This is a genomic window from Flavobacterium sp. (genome assembly GCF_035456225.1).
In the GTDB taxonomy this organism is placed as follows: domain Bacteria; phylum Bacteroidota; class Bacteroidia; order Flavobacteriales; family Flavobacteriaceae; genus Flavobacterium.
Map to the genome: position 1 here is coordinate 1 of NZ_DATIDM010000131.1, position 18590 is coordinate 18590.

Consider the following 18590-nt stretch of genomic DNA (forward strand, 5'->3'; position numbering starts at 1 on the left):
TTGATAATATTAAAAGTTAAATTCTGAGATGGATTTAAAATCGATACAGTACTATCTCCATTTGAATCTAAAAATGCACTTTGGGATACACCATTGTTTATGTTATAAGTTATAGTTGCATTCGGAATTGCCGTGGATATATTAAAAGTTACGTTATTACCGATACAAACAGGACCATTTGAAACTAAACCAACTGTAATGTCTGAATCACGATAATCAACATCTCCTCCCGAAAAAACATCTGAATCCTGATCAGGTAATAGAGCTGGATTATTTATTTGGAAATCAGGATCATTATAATTATCAAAACTTTCAAGAGTATTATCAATTCCGTTTGTTCCTGATGAATTGTCAGATGTACCATCATTATTTGTGTCAAGATTATAATGGCCAACTTCAATAATATCAAATATGTTGTCGTTGTCACTGTCAATATCAATGTAGTCTGGGCTATCTGAATTATCTGAATTTTGTGGATAGTTGAAATTTCCGCCATGACCAGCTCTTGTGTCATAAATATCAATTATACCATCACTGTCACTGTCATCATCAGTAACATTTCCGTCATTTGGAAAGTTTGACGCATAATTTGTAGTTAATTGCGCTTCTATAGCATCAGGTATTGTATCTCCATCACTGTCTAAATCTACATAGTCAGCTATTGTATCATTATCTTGTTGAGTATTATTTGGAATTATACCATTATTTTGACCATAAATACTTTCCACTGCGTCTGCTAATCCATTACTGTTTGTATCTGCAAATTGTGATTGATTTATTACTCCGTCATTGTCCGGATCCAAAATTAAAGCGTTCAAGCCACTTTCAAATAAATCACTAATCCCATCATTATCGCTATCTAAATCAAGATGATTAAAGACACCATCATTATCGTTGTCAAAGAAAATTACTTGCGGGGATGTTAAGCGAATATTATCAATACCAATGCGTATACCATCAGGCTGGGTAATATTAGAATCATTGTCAAAAGGCAAAAAAGAAATTTTGTTTGGCCCAGTAACGTTGGTAGTAAATGTGAATATTTGTTCTTCCCAAGTAAGATTAGGATTATCATATGCAGAATTCGGGATGGTTAAATTTGACTGAAAGATTTCCGTATCATTTAGGAATACTTTCCATGTTCCGGTACCATCAAGATTATTGTACATTTGAACATCGGCCTGATAAAAACCTAAAATATATGTCTGATTTGATGTTAAGTTTACAACTTGTTCAATTCCTTCATGCCATAAAGTAGGATTTGGGTAATTCGGAAGAGTTATAGGGTAATAGGAGTGCAAACCCGAAACGAATGTCCTTCCTTCTTGAGGAACTCCGAAAACACCTCCTGATGCCATGGGCCCGTTAATAGTTAAAATATCTGCGGTTGCACCGCCAGGGTAACTAGCTTGACATATTGGGCTGTTAAAGGGCACGCCTTGCCATGAATAAGGAGGATTAAAAGTAATACTGGAAATCCCTTCCAGTGATCCATTTAAAAAAATGTTATTATCCAAATTAACTATTACAGTTGATTCATTAGTATCAAGAATCCCGTCATTGTCATCATCGATATCTAAATCATTGGATATACCATCAGAATCAGTGTCAATTGGATTTGTCCTATTGGTTTCAGCTTGTAATTTATGGTATAAAGACTCATTCCTTGAATTCAATATTTTTTCAGATTTATAATTTTTAATTTCCGAAGAAGTATTGATTTTTGTTTCGTCAGTAATACCAAGATCATTTAATTTTAAATAATCTATTCCAATTTTATTTCTTAAAGTATCATTGTTATTTTGACTGAAAGCAAAAATACTATTTAAGAGTAGTATTGTCAGGGAGTATTTCGGTATTAGATTAAGAGTCATATATTTAATTAAATCTAGGGGCATGGTACAGAATTTTAGCTAACTTTTTATTGCTTAATGGAAGATTCAAGTGTTTAGGGCAACAGTGTTATATTATTTTTTTAATTATTCAATTATTCAATTTTTTTTGCTTCCACTAAAAAATGTACGTAAATGTAAAAAAAATACGAAATAATTTCTCTTAGTTTTTCATTATTAGATTTATAACAAAAAAAGCCTTAAAAAGTTTTTTTATTATATCTTAAGTTATAAATACATAACTCCCAGTTATCATGAACTTCCCCATTAATAAAGCTCTCAACTACAAAAACTAACTCTAAAATTTAATCAATTATATATTTAAAAACAGGTTGGCTTTTTAAATAAAAAAAAGCGTTCTTTTTGAACGCTTTAATACTTATTTGATCCGGTTAATATCCAAATCCTGAAAATCATAACTGAAATCAGTTAGTTCAGAAATCGGTTTCATTTTGATATTGATGGCTTTTCCGGTAGTGTCGTAGGTCGCGGTTATAAAAGCGTCGGCTTCCATTTTTCGGTTAAACCATTTTACGGCAAAAGTGGTGTCTTTGTAAAAGAAAACCTCTCCGGATAAATTGGGTGATCGTTTTGAAGCGAAATAGTATTTTCCTTTTTTCTCACTGATAGTGATTTCGCCCAACCAATTGTCGTTATAGGTTCCGACAATTTTATCAAGGTTTGTTTTTTGACTGGTTTTGTTGTTTGTCACGGTTGTCCAGACTTCCTCCGTTGATTTGTCGGCGTTTGCAGTGGCTTCCTGTGAACGTTTGCTGTACATTTCCACATAATCCTTGTATGGGATGTCCATATAGGTGTTTTTGATAGTGTTGGTAATGGCCGAAAAAGCTGCTCCGGACTGCTGATTGGTTAAAACCACGATACCTAAATTCAGTTCCGGGATCAGGGTCACCTGGGTTACCATTCCTTCAAGGCCTCCGGTATGTGAAATTTGCTTATAACCCTTTGCGTCATTTAAGAACCATCCCAGTCCGTAAGCACTGAAGTGGGTATTATAAGGTGGTGTTGTGTTTGAAGGGATTATGGTCTGTGCTGCCCACATCTCGTTTTGTTGTGCTTCACTGAAAAGCGCCTTGTTTTCTGGACCGTATTTTCCTTTGTTCAATTGCAGCAGTACCCATTTGCTCATATCGGAAATGTTAGAGAATATTCCTCCCGCGGCATCCATTACGGAATTTTTGCTTTGTTTGGTGATGCCCAGTTTACCTTTTAACGGCACATGAGGTGTAACTACATTAGTGGTATCGGGGATTCGGTGCCAGTTTCCTTTGCTTTTTTCCATTTGTAGTGGAAGCATGATGCGGTTTTCCACAAATTCAGGCCATGATTTTCCGGATACTTTCTGAATGATTTCCCCAGCAACAACGTACAGTAAGTTATCGTAGTCAAATTTAGTTCGGAAGCCCGATACTGGTTTCAGATAGCGTAAATTATGAATGATGTCGGTTGCGGTAAAATCACTTCCTTCAGGCCAAAGCATTAAATCGCCGGCGCCCATTCCTAGTCCGCTGCGGTGTGTTAGCAAGTCTCTGATAGTGAATTCCTTGGTCACGTACTCGTCGTACATCTTGAAATCGGGAATGTATTTGATGACTTTATCGTCCCAGTTCAGTTTTTTTTCATCCACTAAAATGGCTAAAGCCGAAGCCGTAAATGCTTTACTGTTAGAGGCGATACCGAATAAGGTGTTTTCATCCACTTTTTGTTTGGTGATGATGGACCGCACTCCGTATCCTTTTGAGTGGACTACTTTTCCGTCTTTAACGATGGCAACTGCTATTCCGGGCACATTAAATGCCTTCATGCTTTTTTCCACCAATTCATCAACTTGGGTGGTTGACATTTGAGCCGACATGCTAATACCAATGAATAGCACTACTAAAGATAATTTATATTTCATTTCCTGTTTTTTAAAATTCTATATTTGAATTCTGCCTTCTTCTCTTGATTCTTGTCTCTTGCTTCTTTTTTTATTCTCTATTCTCTCCTCCTTAAAATCCCCTCTGTCTTTTCGCTTCGAAAATCAATATCGCAGCCGCAACCGAAACATTCATCGAATCGATTTCACCCTGCATCGGGATGATAATGTTTTTAGTGCTCGCGTTTCTCCAGGCTTCGGTTAAACCTGTGGCTTCCGTGCCTACAACCAATGCGGAAGGAGTGGAGTAATCTTGTGTGTGATAATAAGTTGAATCCTGTAACGTAGCGCAATAAATGGCAATGTCCTTCTCTTTCAGATAGGCGATAACGTCATCGGTTGAACCCACAGCAATCTGACGTGTAAATAGGCATCCTACGCTCGAGCGAACCACATTCGGGTTATACATATCGCTTTTCGGATTGGCAATGATTACAGCATCCAGGTTAGCAGCGTCTGCTGTTCGTAAAAGTGCGCCGATGTTTCCCGGCTTTTCCGTAGCTTCTGCAACTAAAATCAACGGGTTTTCGGATAATTTTAAATCGGATAACTGCAAAGATTTGGTTTTGGCAATGGCAAGAATACCTTCCGTAGTATCGCGATAAGCCAGCTTTTGGTAAACCTCTTTTGAAATTTCAATCAGTTCGACTTTTTGCCGTGTCAGTTGTTTTATTTCGTTTTCAGAAATCAAATCGGGTAAAAACAATATCGTTTCCAGTTCATAACCGCCTTTTTGCGCCAACATTATTTCTCGTTGGCCTTCAATCAGAAATGTTCCTGTCTGTTTGCGGGTTTTGGTTTTTTCCTGAAGTTGTACCAGGGATTTTATATACGGATTCTGAACGGAAGCGATTTGTTTCATTTTGATACAGATGAAGGGACAAAATTAAGGAGATATTCCGAACATCTTACAAAATTCCCCTCGCTTTAATTTCCAGGTATTTATTGATGGTATCCAAAGTCAGGTTCTCCGGTTGGGTCAGAACCGAATAGATACCGTATTTCTTCAGTTCGTTCACGATCAGTCGTTTCTCGAAGGCAAATTTTTCAGCAATCGTCTGGTCGTAGACATCCTGAATGGTAACCGCTTTTTTGTGAATCAGGTCGTTCAATTCGGTGTTGTTAAAGAAAACGACAACCAACAAATGGTTTTTTGCAATTCCTTTCAGATAGGGAAGTTGTCGGTGCAATCCATCGACGGTTTCAAAATTAGTATACAAAATAATCAGGCTTCGATGGTTGATATTTTTCTTAACATCCACATACAAACGACTGTAATCGCTTTCGAAGAAATTTGTTTTGATATTGTACAGGTTTTCCAGAATCAGATTCATTTGCGATTGACGACGCTCGGCAATGACACGGTTTTCTACTTTTTTGGAGAATGAAAACAGTCCGGCTTTATCACCTTTTTTCAGGATGACGTTGGATAAAACCAAACTAGCATTGATAGCGTAATCCAGCAGACTCAATCCGTTAAAAGGCATTTTCATCACGCGGCCTTTATCGATAATCATATAGACCGTTTGCGATTTTTCATCCTGAAACTGATTCACCATCAGTTGATTTCGTTTCGCTGTGGCCTTCCAGTTTAAGGTCCGTATATCGTCGCCTTGAACGTATTCTTTGATCTGTTCAAATTCCATTGTATGTCCGATTCGGCGGATTCGCTTCAGTCCGTATTGCAACAGATTGTTGGAAAAAGCCATCAGATCGTATTTTCGTAACTGAATGTAAGACGGATAAGTAGGCACCATCTGATTGTTGTCAAAGGTGAAACGTCTGGAAATCAAGCGCAACGGCGAGGAAATATAGACGTTAAGGTTTCCGAAGAAATATTCTCCACGTTCCGTCGGACGTAAATGATAATCGAACTGATCTTTTTCATTAGCGCCCAATTTTCGGTCAATTTCAAAATTACGCATCTGAAACTGAAACGGAATTTCATCGATTACTTTAACAAAAACAGGGAAAGAGTAATGGCTTCTCAGTTTGATTGTAACACCATTTTCATCTCCGTTGGAAAATTTTTCCGGTGCTTTTCTCGATGCTTTTATGTATTGACGACTTGCGAAAAGCAATACAATGTCCAGCCCTGAAAAAGCCATCAGTAAAAACAAAAGCAGCAGGCAGACTTTGTAAAGACTCGGGAAAAAATAAGCCAAAACAAAACTGGCCATGATGCCCAAAAGCACATAGAAAAACAGATTGTTCAGGTATAATTTTTTAAAAAACTGCATTAGCGCGGAATTTCTACGGTATCAATAATCTGGCGGATAATTTCTGTGGAAGTGATGCCTTCCATTTCACGTTCTGGCGTAACCATTACACGATGTTGTAATACAGGAACTGCTGCATCCTTGATGTCTTCCGGAGTTACGAAATCACGTCCGCGCAACGCTGCAAAACCTTTGGCTGCATTTAAAATCGCGATGGAAGCACGAGGGGAAGCGCCTAAATAAAGGAAAGCGTTTTCTCTTGTATTCATCACTATTTTGGCAATGTATTCCACCAAATGGCTTTCAATCATGATTTGTTTTATCAGACTTTGGTAGTTTCCGATTTCGGATTTGGAAAGAATCTGACGGATGTTATCCAGTTTGTTTCTATCCTGTAAGGCGTTTTCTTTTTGAAGGATATTGATTTCCTCTTCAAGATTAGGATAGTCGATGCTGATTTTAAACAGGAAACGGTCTAATTGCGCTTCCGGTAGACGGTACGTTCCTTCCTGTTCAATAGGGTTTTGCGTTGCGATGACCAAAAACGGAGCATCCATTTTATAGGCCTGACCGTCTACAGTAATCTGGCGTTCTTCCATTACTTCAAACAGCGCGGCTTGTGTTTTGGCAGGAGCACGGTTAATCTCATCAATAAGAATGAAGTTGGAGAAAACCGGTCCTTTTTTGAATTGAAATTCCGATTTCGACAAATCAAAAACAGAGGTTCCAATGATATCCGAAGGCATTAAATCGGGTGTAAACTGAATTCGGCTGAAATCCAGGGCCAATGTTTTGGAAAGCAATTTGGCCGTAATGGTTTTTGCCACTCCGGGAACACCTTCTAAAAGTACGTGACCATTGGATAAAACGGCAACCAATAATTGGTCAATCATTTTTTGCTGCCCTACGATAACCGAACTTAATTCGGCTTTAATTTCATTCACGCTCTGTAACAACGGCGCCAGATTGATTCGGGTCTGAAAGTTTACATTCTCACCTGAAGATGTTGTTTGTGTGGTTTCACCTGAAAATTCATTGTTTGAAGTTTCGGTTAACGGGGTGTGATTATTTTCGAAAGTATCCATATTACTTTATTTTTTCTATTGCTTTGCTAATTTCGATTACGTCTTTTTCGGTACTGTCCAGATTGTTTCGGTGTTTTTTTATCAGTTGTACAACATTTTCAATATCCGATTTGTCTTTTCCGGTTTTCTGGTGAAGTCGGTTAATAAATGTTTCGTCTAAATTGAACGTGTCAAGCAGATAATCGGTACGTATTTTTTCGAGGAAATAGATGATTTTTTTATCGATGATTACATAATGATTTCCTTCCTGCAGGTATAAATTTCCTATTGTTTTGGTAAAATCTACTGTGGTGTTCTGCAATGGTACTTTTATAGGAATAACGCGTTGTCTTCTTTTAGCATTGAAGATTATGAACGTCAGCATTCCGATTAAAAATAAATACCATGCCCATTTTAAAGCCGGCTGACTTGTGATATAGCGCAGGGGAGAACCTGAAATTTCTTCGTTACCATATCCTTTAGACTGCCAGAACACTTTTCCTTTTGGCAGGTAAGATAAAATGTTGGCACAATAGTCGCTGTTCTTTTTGTTCAGCAAATAGTAATTTGAAAAGGCGGCCGGTTGGGTGTGCAGGTAAAAATTTCCTTTGCCAAAAGGGACTTTTAAAAAATTCGCATGTCTGGCAGTATCGATTTCCTGATGTCCCAAAACTGTTGCGTTGAGTGAATCGGTTTTATTGAAATAGGAAAGGCTCGCTCCTTTTTTGAATACGTATTTCTGCTGTCTGAAAACAGCATTGTTGAGATTGAAATACAGGCTGTCTGTTAATGAATACTGGTTTCCGAAATCCGTTTTCAGCGTATCCATAAGTGTTTCAGGAAAATTGGTCATGCTTAAAAAAGCAGTATTTCCTTGTTCTACAAACCATAAAAGTTCATCGAGTGACGATTGGTCAAATTCGTTGTTTTGTGAAATGAATAAGAGAGAACCTTTTACGGTGTACGTAGAGTCGTCATAACTGTATTTTGGGTCTAAAAACTCGTATACGGTGCTTTGAAACCGCTCAACTTTATGGTTAGGCAATAAACTGTCGATTTCATTATCCAGTACGAAAAGGCCAAACGGTATTTTGTCTTTTGTAGCATAGGAAGGTGTCCAGTCAATAGGTTTTGAACGATTGGCGTCAATCACTATAATTCCGATAACAATCAGAACAAAAAACGCAATGTATATTTTGAGTGTCCTGTTCATTTAGATGGAATTAATGGTTTTAACGAAAGCTTTTTCGGCTTTTTCGAACAATGTATCGTCCACGCGGAATTCACCATACCAACTGTAATCATAGATGTAGGAAAGGTATTGGAAATCTTCTTTTAACGAATCGCGTTTTATTTCGTAGAGATAATCGGAATTGGTTTTTTCAATATCCCATTCGATTACGCCGTTATCCGACATTTTTTTCAATAGCCACAAATAATAATAACGAATGGAAAGGCGGTGGTTGTTCGCCGCTTTGCTTTTTTCGATGATGGTTTTGAAATCGATTGAATGGATGTCTTCTTCGTAACTCTCTGACGTACTGATTTTCTTTTTGGATGATTTTCCAAAAATCCAGACTCCTTCTTTGTTGATAATGGCTTTCACGATGAGGTAAACCACAAAAAGAACGATTAGAAAGGCTAATACCTTAACCACAATTTCAAAAAATGTTGCATTTCCTTCGGCATCACCAAAGGAAAAAATCCGGTCTAACCAATATTGCAGCCAGGCTTTAAAGTTATCCCAACGGGAAGTGTCTTTTACTAACGGTTCGTACTGAAATTCCTCTGAAGTATAATCACGCTGAAAATTTTCCCTGAAATGAACCGGCGTAATTTTGTGGTTTTTTAGTCCGTGGGTAGGCGGAACTGTAGTTTTTTCCGTTTGCGAAAAAACAGTTACAGATATGAAAAATAATATGTAAAAAAGTAGTTTATTCACTTTGGGTTCCAATCAAATCAATTTCACTTTTTTGCATATTGTTCTCGTTTTCTTCACGAAGGCTATAATAGATGATGCCCTGATTTACCAAAATAAAGTTCTGGAAGATGAAATTCACTAAAATGGATAAAATCATGGTAAGTCCCATCATAATCATTAAGAAAGAAAGTTGTTCTGTTCCCGGACCAGTCGGATTTTGGGTTTCTATTGCAGTAATAAACGAAAAAATACCAATCATGTACGGAATCATGGCTATAAAACCAACCACGATCTGCATAATAAGGTACATAACGGCAGTTGAACCTACTGTTGGCCAGAATTTTTGCTTAAGAAGAGTAAAACCGGTGCCCAATGATTCAAAATAACCTTTTTCGGTGCTGATGTAATCGTAAAAACTCAACGAATACCAACTCATCATGGCAGGTATCACAATCATCAGTAACGGAATACCGATAAGAAGGAAGACCAAGACAAAACTTAATCCAAAGACAATCAGCATAATCGGAATAAAAACAAAAAGGGATGTAATAAAAAAGATAATTATTTTCCCGACTTTGCTTTTAATTATGTTAACTATTTCACGGGTTTCAAAATCTGGTTTTTTTTCAAGGAGTTTCAGGTAAGCAACAGGGAAAGCGTAGCTTAACAGGCTCAAGAAAAGAATGCAGATGGCTGTAATAATTCCCAATGTAATGATTAGAGTCAGGTTATCATTAATGTAGGCGTCAAAATTGTTGCCCACGGCGTTCATTTCACCTGAATTGGAGAACATTCCTTCGAAAAACACTTTCATGATAAAGTAAACCAGTACCAACAGAACCAGTAAAAAACCACCGTTTACAATAAAATAGTTTCGGTAGTAATGTTTACCGTGCATTTTAAAAAACGTAAAGGTATCCCCAACTAATTCGCTGAAGTTTCTTTTTTTAAAGAGTTGGAACATGATTTTTAGATGTTTTTCGGTTAACAATATAAGGATACACTAAAAAATAATAAGTAATTAAGGATAATGTGCCCAAAATGATAATAATGTTTAAGGCCCGGGGCATATCAATGGAGTAACGGGTGATGAAACCTTCCAGAAAACCGGCCGCGACAGTAAAAGGCATCGTACTTAAGAATATTTTCAGGCTGTCCTTAAATCCTGTTTTAAAGGAATTCATGCGCGAAAAGGTTTTAGGGAAAAGTATGCTGGCGCCCAAAATGAATCCGCATCCGGCTTCGATAACCATTGCGAAAATTTCCATGGCTCCGTGAATCCAAATTCCGCGAACGCTTTCCCAAAATACGTTTTCATGATAGAAAAAATACTGGAATGATCCCAACATAATGGAATTCTGGAGCAAGGCCAAAAAGGTTCCGATACCGATGAAAATACCATAAACATAGAATTTTGCCCCAACAATAAGGTTATTAAGCGTAATTCCGATAAAACTGCCCCAACCGCTACCGCTTTTGTAAACGGCGACCGGATTCCCTTTTTCGATGTTTTCAAGGGTCATGTTTACATAACCGTCTCCCATGATCAGTCTTACGAAAGTGGCATCATTGTGCGCAGAAATTACTCCGATTCCGGTACAAAGGAAAAAAAGAAGGAAAGCATACAAAACATACCTTCTGTATTCATAAACCAACAATGGAACTTCAGTTTTGAAAAAATGGATCACGCGGTTTGTTTCTTCCCGTTTGGTTTTATAGATTTTCTGGTAAACCCGAGAGGCAAGGTGGTTAAGATAGACTACCGTTTTGCTTTTAGGATAGTAAGTTTGGGCATAAGACAAATCATTCACTAAATGAATGTACAGACTAGCCAATTCATCCGGATTTTTTTTAGCTTTGCCAAAAATAGCCTGCTCAAATTCAAGCCATTTTTCTTTATTTTGTTTTATAAACGCTACTTCTCTCATAAAAAAGCTAAAATATAAAATATGTCAGAATTATCAATAACCACCACGCAAAATGTGAATATAAATTTTCAGGCAGCTTCTGTTGGCGACCGAATTGCAGCGCAGTTACTTGATACTGTGATAAAAGTAGCTTACGGAATAGTTGTTTACTATGTTTTTTTCTATTTGATTGGGCTGAATGAGTTTATGGAAAATGCCGATCAATGGTCGGTTACGGCTGTAATAATGCTTTTCGGATTGCCTGTTATTTTTTATTCGTTGGTGCAGGAAACCCTGATGGAAGGGCAGACCTTCGGAAAAAAGATAATGAAAATCAAGGTGATTAAACTCGATGGCTATCAAGCGGGTTTTGGAGATTACCTGATGCGCTGGCTCTTCCGATTGGTTGAAATCAGTATCGGAAGCGGAATTATTGGTCTGATTGCAATTTCCGTAAGCAGTAAAAACCAGCGTTTGGGAGATATGGCGGCAGGAACGGCAGTGATTACACTAAAAAATAACATCAATATCAATCACACCATTCTTCAGGAAATAGACGATGATTATGTGCCGACTTATCCGCTGGTGATCAAACTTTCGGATAACGATGCCCGAATTATCAAGGAAACTTTTGAATCGGCACTAAAAACCGGTGACTTTAAATTGATTTATAAACTCCGCGAAAAGATTGAATCGGTTACGGGAATTAAAAGTCAGTCGGGGAATGATTCCGATTTTATGCGAACTGTATTGAAAGATTACAATTACTTCACCCGAAATATGTAAAAATGTTTGAAGTACTGGATATTTTAGGAACCATGGCCTTTGCCGTATCAGGCGCACTAACCGCGATGAACAAGAGAATGGACCCTTTTGGGGTTTTCATTATAGCTTTTGTTACTGCGGTTGGCGGCGGAACTTTACGTGATGTGCTTATCGGAAGGACTCCCGTAGGCTGGATGTTGAATCTAAATTATGTTTACATCATTATTTTAGGATTTGTTCTTGCGATGCTTTTCAGAAAAAAACTGGATCGTTTCAGTACTTCACTGTTTTTATTTGATACCATCGGGTTGGGTGTTTTTACGTTAATTGGTTTGGAAAAAGGACTGGAAGTAGATCTTCATCCAGTTATCTGTATTGCTTTAGGAACGATGACAGCTTGTTTTGGAGGGGTAACCCGGGATATTTTGTGTAATGAGATTCCGGTGATTTTCCACAAAGAAATCTATGCGACTATCTGTATAATCGGCGGCGTGTTCTTCTTTTTCCTCAAAAGGATTGAATTTCCCGAAGAACTAATTTATTTAGCGACTTCTTTACTGATAATCGCCATCCGTTTAATGGCCGTAATCTTTCATTGGTCGTTGCCGGCGGTAGAAAAAAATTAGTGGTTCAGGTACAAATAGCCGTTTAGCGGTTTCGGGTAGTCCTTGTCGTTTAGGTATAAAATATAAAAATATGTTCCGTCGGGAGCCTGATTACCGCCAACACCGTCTTTTATGTAACCATTCCATTCCGGGGTGTTGTTATTTCCTTTCCAGACTTCTCTTCCCCAGCGGTTGTATACGGTAAGTTCGAAGTTGACGAAAACATCATATAATCCTTCGATGTGAAAAGTGTCATTCATTCCGTCTCCATTTACAGAAACGGCATTGTACACAATAGGAGGGCAGGGTTTAACTGTTAACAGAAATGATGTCGTTGTAAAACATTCCGGGCCGTCAATGCGAACATAAATTGTCTTGGGAGTTGAAGTCGCAAGATAATTGGATGGATCCGCAATCGGGTTAATCCCTGCATTGGCCTCGAGTTGCGATTCGTGAAATGTTACTGTGCTGTTAGGATCGGATGTTACCAAATTTTCATAGGCTGAAAAATCGAATAATCCTTCAGTACGTCCCCTGTTGCAGGAAATCAAATCAGGTAGCGGATTTGGAGTTGGCCCTGCTGCCAGGATTACTTCCATGGTATTATTATTGTTGTTTTCAACCAATTCCGTTACAACACCTGGTTGGTCTACAATTATTTCCAATGTAAAATTAAGAGGAATTCCGTTGGGAACGGTTACGGTTTGATAAAAGTACTCACTGTCGCCAATCTGAATATCATTTGGAGTCTGATTGGTGCCGATAAGCGTTCCGTTGGCATAAATGGAAATTGGCGTTCCGGCAGGTAAAAAATCAGTGGCATTAAAGTTGGAAACTGTGTAATTGACTGTAATGTTTCTGGAGTTGCATTCGCCTTCAGCCTGTTCGATAGTAACTGTGGCATCAGGCAACTGGCTGTTTAATTTGGTTACAATCGTATTTATCATTACATAATCCTGACCAGTAGCAAGTTGAATCGTAGCGCTATCATCGCCTATATTTATAAAATTTTGAATGTTATAAATATCTAAATCCATATTGTAAAGGTTTTCGGCACCTGTAACACTATTAGTTCCATTAAAAGCATTGTTTGGAGGATTTAATGGAGGGTTTCCAACTGTAATCCCATTTATACTCAAACTTTCAATAATATTTGTACCTGGGGCAGGAATTCCCCGATCACCTTCCCAAGCAATAAACCCAATTTTTGAACCGACATCATCAATTACATTTAAATTGTCAATAGTAATGGTAAGTTCTCCCACTTCTCCTAAAGGAGTTGTTGATAAACTTTCTAAACCATCATATACATTTACAACATTTAAAGGTAGGCTGTTGTTTTTGTATACTACAAGAACGGCCCATCCTGCAAAATGGGTTGCATTATCCCAATAATCCGATATTTGATCGTTAACATCCAATTCAGAGACCGTATATGTTGTGTTTCCTTGTGAAGTGACAATATTTGTGATGTCATAAAATGCTGCAAAAAATATTTTCTCAGGGCCAGCACTAGCCTGAAAAGTTGAAAAAGTACGCTGTGCCGAAATGTCGATATTATTGAGTTTAATGTTGAAATCTCCTGGACCACATCCCGCCCAGTAGAGATAGGCTTTCTCGATTACGCTTCCCGAGCTCAAACTTAAATCGGCTGATGATGAGGTTAAAATGTGATCCGGAAAATATTGGGTGTTTTCATTCGGATTGAGTGTATTTCCAAAAAAAGTAAAATCATACCTTCCAAAGAATTGGTCATAAAGCGCAACATTCTGTCCGAAAGAAATTCCGGGAAAAAGTAAAAAAAGGACGCTGCAAAAAAGAAGTAATCTGGACTTCACTGTAAATAGATTTTGGTTAAAATTAGTAATTATTTTTTACAGCGTGTGATTGGTTCCGTAAAAAAGATTGGTTTAATCTGAAGAAAAATTACTACTTTTCGGGAGTTTATCAAGGTTTGGTGGAAAAGTATACTGTACAAAAATATAAGAAAGCCGATTATGGACTCTGGAATGATTTTATAAATCAGGCCAAAAATGCAACATTTCTTTTTCACAGGGATTTCATGGGGTATCACTCCGACCGTTTTGAAGACTTTTCACTTCTTGTTTTTTCCGACGACAAGCTTATTGCTGTTCTTCCGGCCAATAAAACAAAAAACGAAGTTTATTCGCATCAGGGGTTGAGCTACGGCGGACTTGTGATTAAAAAAAATATTCGAATCAAAGAGTATGTTTCGGTTTTTCAGTCGGTTTTACATTTTTTGAATGAAAACGGGATCGATGTGCTGAACCTGAAAATGCTACCTAAAATTTATAATCAAACCATTGCCGAAGAAATCGATTATGTTTCGTTTTTGGCAAATGCGGAAATCTATCGTTCCGATGTCTATCTGGTGATCGACAACAACGAAAAATACAAGCCCAACCGCAATCGGAAAAGGGCATTGGCCTTGGCTGAAAATCTCAACATTGAAGTTAGGGAAGATAAAAACTATAAAGATTTCTGGAGCAACATACTGACTCCGAATCTTGAAAACCGTTTTGGGGTAAAACCGGTACATTCGTTGGAAGAAATTGAGAAACTGGCATTACTTTTTCCTAAAAACATCAAACTTTTCAATGCGTATCAGAATAACGAACTGAAAGCAGGCGTTGTCATGTTCTTAACTGATACCGCAGCTCATTTTCAATATAGTTCAGGTGCAGAAGACAGGACCGATACCGCTGCGTTAGATGTTTTATTTGATTATATCATCCGAAAGTACTCCGATAAAAAATATGTCAGTTTCGGAAGTGCTTCCGAAGAAAACGGACGTGTTTTAAATGAAGGCCTGGCCTATTGGAAGGAAAGTTTCGGGGCTCGAACTTCGGTACAGAGTTTTATTCGGATTGCGACTAAAAATTATTCAGGATTAATTATTTAATATGATAAAATTCTTAGATATAAAAACGATAAACGAACCTTTTGAAGCTGCTTTTCAGGAAAAACTGAACAGCTTTTTGGAGAGAGGCTGGTATATTTTGGGCGATGAGGTAAAAGCTTTTGAAGAAGAATTTGCGGCCTATTGCGGTTCGAAATATTGTATTGGCGTAGGAAACGGACTGGATGCTATAATTTTGGCGTTCAAAGCCTACATAGAAATGGGGAATCTTCAGGAAGGAGACGAAATCATTGTTCCGGCAAATACGTATATAGCATCAATTATAGGAATTATTCATGCGGGTCTGGTGCCTGTTTTTGTTGAGCCGGACGAAAGAACATACAATATCGATCCGAAACAGATTGAAGCCAAAATCTCTGAAAAGACAAAAGGGATGTTGATTGTTCATTTGTACGGGCAGCTTGCTCCGATGGATGAAATTATGGAAATCGGTTACAAATATGATTTACTGATAGTTGAAGATGCAGCGCAAGGACACGGATTGCCATTTAAAGGAAGTCACACCAGAGCGTTTAGTTTCTATCCGGGTAAAAATCTTGGCGCTTTGGGCGATGCGGGTGCCGTGGTGACCAACGATGAAAAACTGGCAAAAACCATTAAGTCGTTTTCAAATTACGGTTCGGAAACAAAATACTATAACGATTATTTGGGATTTAATTCCCGACTGGACGAACTTCAGGCCGGATTTTTACGCTTGAAATTACCTCATTTGACTAGCGAAAATGAAAAAAGAAGAGCTGTTGCCCAACGTTATTTGTCGGAAATAAATAATGATAAAATCACCTTGCCTTTTTATGACGGATCGGATAACCATGTATTTCATTTGTTTGTTATACGAACTGCAAAAAGGGACGAATTGCAACGGTATTTGTCGGAAAATGGCATTCAGACCATGATTCATTATCCGGTGGCGCCACACAGGCAAAAAGCCATGAAGGAATTCCATCATTTGTCTTTCCCAATTACTGAAAAAATACACGAGGAAGTAGTGAGTTTACCTATGAGTTCGGTCTTAACGGAGGATGAAATTGGTTATGTCGTAAAAATCTTAAACGGATATTAATTTGAGGTTTATAAAAGATATTATTGATAAACCACTTTTTAGGGTAAGTTCTCTGAATGGCATCAGCGTGCTTATTAAAATTGCAATTGGATTAGTTACATCAAAGGTTATTGCAATTTTTGTGGGCCCAGGAGGAATGGCACTGGTGGGAAATCTTCGTAATTTTATTTCGACGGTAGAAACAATTTCAGTTTTGGGTTTTCAGAATGGGACTGTGAAATATGTTGCTGAAAATGAAAGAGATGAAGCTGGACTTAAAAAAATTATTTCGACAGTATTTATAACTTTATTTGGTTTAGCGATTGTAGTCAGTATTTGTCTGTTTTTTTTATCATCATATTTGAATTCAATAATTTTTGGTTCGGATAACGATTATGGGTTTGTTTTTAAAGCACTTGCTATTAGCCTACCTTGGTATGTTACTAATTTTATATTTGTTGCTATTATTAATGGATTGGGAAAGTTTTCGAAAGTGATTTACATTTCTATTTTCGGAAACATCATTAGTTTGATAATTTCCGTAGCATTAATTTGGCAAATGGATACTGTTGGTGCTTTATTGGCGGTGGTTATTTCTCCTTCAGTACTTTTTTTTGTGTCTTATTATTATATAAATTCTGAAATTCAGTTTTTCAAATACTTATCACTGAAATGGTTTGATTCTTCGATCATAAGGAATTTATCGTCTTATACTTTAATGGCTTTAACTTCGGGAGTTTTGGGGCCAATAGTTTTTTTAGCAATCAGAAATAATGTAATAACAAATTTGGGCACAGAGCAGGCTGGATATTGGGAAGCAATCAGTAGAATTTCGACTTATTATATGATGTTTATAACTACCTTACTATCAATTTATTTTTTGCCAAGATTAACATTAGCTAAAAATTCGAAGGAAACAGGTGTTATTTTTTTGAGCTATTTTAAAAATGTCCTTCCGCCTTTCCTAATTGTACTTATTGTGTTGTATTCTCTTCGTAGTCTGGTCATTCAAATTCTTTTTACCTCCGATTTTAAACCAATTGAAGAATTGTTTTTTTGGCAATTGATTGGTGATTTTTTGAAAGCAACTTCTTTGATATTTGGGTATCAGCTTTTAGCACATAAAATGACCAAATTTTTTATAGTAACCGAAATAATTTCGCTTAGTACATTATATTTTTCATCTCTTTGTTTGGTTAAACAATTTGGGATTGAAGGAGTAGTAATGGCACATGCATTCTCTTACTTTATCTATTTTATTGTATTTGTATTTTCTTACGGAAATTTAACAAAAAAATGATAAGATTGAGTGTATTGAGAAAATATGCTAATTATTTTAAACTAAAGGAGGACTTATCAACTCTTTTTTTGTTTTTACAAGAATCTTATTTTTAATTCCAGTATTACATATTTCGCTAAAAGCGAAAAATCATACGCTTTAAAAACTTTAGCCGTTTCAAAATGGATACGCTTTAATAAGGCCCGGTTTTCTGCTTTCGAAATGTTTTGGCGCAGTGCTTTTCGGATGATAGTATAAGTAGACCGGTTTAATTTTCGGGTTCGCGCATTGTTTTTTACGAAAAACTGTGATCCCAGAGAGGTAGAAAGTTCCCGTTTTTGAATCAGCACCTCCGGGACGAATTCAAAACTGTAAACTCTTGAGGCTCTTATCCACAAATCAAGGTCTTCATAGGCAAGGCTTTCGTCGTATCCGCCCAATTTTTCATAAACTTCCCGTTTTACTATCGAAGAAACAGAACATATTTTGTGGTGCTGACCTAAAACAGAAAGATAAATGTCACCACTCGGCGGTAAATGGGTGATTTTTCCTTTATCTCCTGTTTCGTAATAATACTTTAAATGCTCGTTATTTTCCGAAATGATTTCCGCATTCCCGTAAACTATGCCGACATTTTCCAATTTTGAATTTTCAAATGCGCGCAGCTGTTTTTCAATGCAGTCAGGAAGCAAAACATCATCGGCTGCCAAATCAATAATGTACTCACCTTTGGACAATGCAAGTAGTTTATTGAAGGTTTTCGTGTTGCCGATGTTTGTCGGATTGGAAATAAAAATGACTTCAGGATGGTTTTTCAGCCAATTTTCTATAACAACCTTTGAATTGTCTGAGCTACAGTCGTCTGCAATTAACAATTCAATGTTTTTATAGGTCTGGGAAAGTACCGAATTCAGGGATTCTTCCACAAATTGGGCGTGATTGTAACTTAAACAAAGGATACTTACCAACGGAGAATTTTGCATGTCCTGAATAAAACTTTATATTAGTTGCTAAAA

At 37.2% G+C, this 18590-nt stretch carries 15 protein-coding genes and 1 pseudogene; 5 read left to right on the forward strand and 11 right to left on the reverse strand.

The annotated features are described in order from the left end of the window. The 9 genes and pseudogenes from VLB74_RS07900 to VLB74_RS07940 all read right to left on the reverse strand — a co-directional run. Positions 1-1898: pseudogene (locus VLB74_RS07900) on the reverse strand (hypothetical protein); the annotation flags it as partial. A gap of 373 nt (positions 1899-2271) precedes the next feature. Further along, a complete protein-coding gene (locus VLB74_RS07905) occupies positions 2272-3813 on the reverse strand; it encodes a serine hydrolase (RefSeq protein WP_325202912.1) in 1542 nt (513 codons plus the stop codon). 91 nt (positions 3814-3904) lie between these two features. Next, a complete protein-coding gene (locus VLB74_RS07910) occupies positions 3905-4693 on the reverse strand; it encodes a TrmH family RNA methyltransferase (protein ID WP_325202913.1) in 789 nt (262 codons plus the stop codon). 46 nt (positions 4694-4739) lie between these two features. Further along, positions 4740-6071, reverse strand: a complete 1332-nt coding sequence (locus tag VLB74_RS07915) for a DUF58 domain-containing protein (RefSeq protein ID WP_325202914.1) — start codon at positions 6069-6071, stop codon at positions 4740-4742. Then, on the reverse strand, positions 6071-7135 hold the full coding sequence (locus VLB74_RS07920; RefSeq protein ID WP_325202915.1) for an AAA family ATPase: 1065 nt from the start codon (positions 7133-7135) through the stop codon (positions 6071-6073). Before VLB74_RS07920 ends, VLB74_RS07915 begins: the two co-directional genes overlap by 1 nt. A gap of 1 nt (position 7136) precedes the next feature. Further along, positions 7137-8327, reverse strand: a complete 1191-nt coding sequence (locus VLB74_RS07925; RefSeq protein WP_325202916.1) for a DUF4350 domain-containing protein — start codon at positions 8325-8327, stop codon at positions 7137-7139. Further along, entirely contained in the window at positions 8328-9056 is a 729-nt protein-coding gene (locus tag VLB74_RS07930) for a DUF4129 domain-containing protein (protein WP_325202917.1), read from the reverse strand. After that, the gene (locus VLB74_RS07935) at positions 9049-9999 is read right to left on the reverse strand and encodes a DUF4013 domain-containing protein (protein WP_325202918.1); all 951 of its coding nucleotides are present in this window, start codon (positions 9997-9999) and stop codon (positions 9049-9051) included. Before VLB74_RS07935 ends, VLB74_RS07930 begins: the two co-directional genes overlap by 8 nt. After that, positions 9983-10963 carry a stage II sporulation protein M gene (locus VLB74_RS07940; protein ID WP_325202919.1) on the reverse strand — a complete coding sequence of 327 codons (981 nt, stop codon included), beginning with the start codon at positions 10961-10963 and terminating at the stop codon, positions 9983-9985. The genes VLB74_RS07935 and VLB74_RS07940 overlap by 17 nt, the downstream gene beginning before the upstream one ends. Positions 10964-10984: 21 nt before the next feature. Between VLB74_RS07940 and VLB74_RS07945 the strand changes: the two genes are divergently transcribed. After that, entirely contained in the window at positions 10985-11728 is a 744-nt protein-coding gene (locus tag VLB74_RS07945) for an RDD family protein (RefSeq protein ID WP_325202920.1), read from the forward strand. 2 nt (positions 11729-11730) lie between these two features. Beyond that, a complete protein-coding gene (locus tag VLB74_RS07950; RefSeq protein ID WP_325202921.1) occupies positions 11731-12333 on the forward strand; it encodes a trimeric intracellular cation channel family protein in 603 nt (200 codons plus the stop codon). Here the strand turns inward: VLB74_RS07950 and VLB74_RS07955 are convergent. After that, positions 12330-14150, reverse strand: coding sequence for a T9SS type B sorting domain-containing protein (locus VLB74_RS07955; RefSeq protein ID WP_325202922.1), 1821 nt, complete (start codon positions 14148-14150; stop codon positions 12330-12332). The two genes, VLB74_RS07950 and VLB74_RS07955, sit on opposite strands and share 4 nt — an antisense overlap. Before the next feature lie 119 nt (positions 14151-14269). Between VLB74_RS07955 and VLB74_RS07960 the strand changes: the two genes are divergently transcribed. Genes VLB74_RS07960 through VLB74_RS07970 form a run of 3 tightly spaced genes read left to right on the forward strand, consistent with a single transcriptional unit; the run spans position 14270 to position 17595 of the window. Further along, entirely contained in the window at positions 14270-15235 is a 966-nt protein-coding gene (locus VLB74_RS07960) for a GNAT family N-acetyltransferase (protein WP_325202923.1), read from the forward strand. Between the two features lies 1 nt (position 15236). Then, entirely contained in the window at positions 15237-16316 is a 1080-nt protein-coding gene (locus VLB74_RS07965) for a DegT/DnrJ/EryC1/StrS family aminotransferase (protein WP_325202924.1), read from the forward strand. Position 16317: 1 nt separating this feature from the next. Further along, a complete protein-coding gene (locus tag VLB74_RS07970; protein WP_325202925.1) occupies positions 16318-17595 on the forward strand; it encodes an O-antigen translocase in 1278 nt (425 codons plus the stop codon). Positions 17596-17669: 74 nt separating this feature from the next. Here VLB74_RS07970 and VLB74_RS07975 read toward each other — a convergent pair whose 3' ends face one another. Beyond that, positions 17670-18557 carry a glycosyltransferase gene (locus tag VLB74_RS07975; RefSeq protein WP_325202926.1) on the reverse strand — a complete coding sequence of 296 codons (888 nt, stop codon included), beginning with the start codon at positions 18555-18557 and terminating at the stop codon, positions 17670-17672. Between the last annotated feature and the right edge of the window lie 33 nt (positions 18558-18590).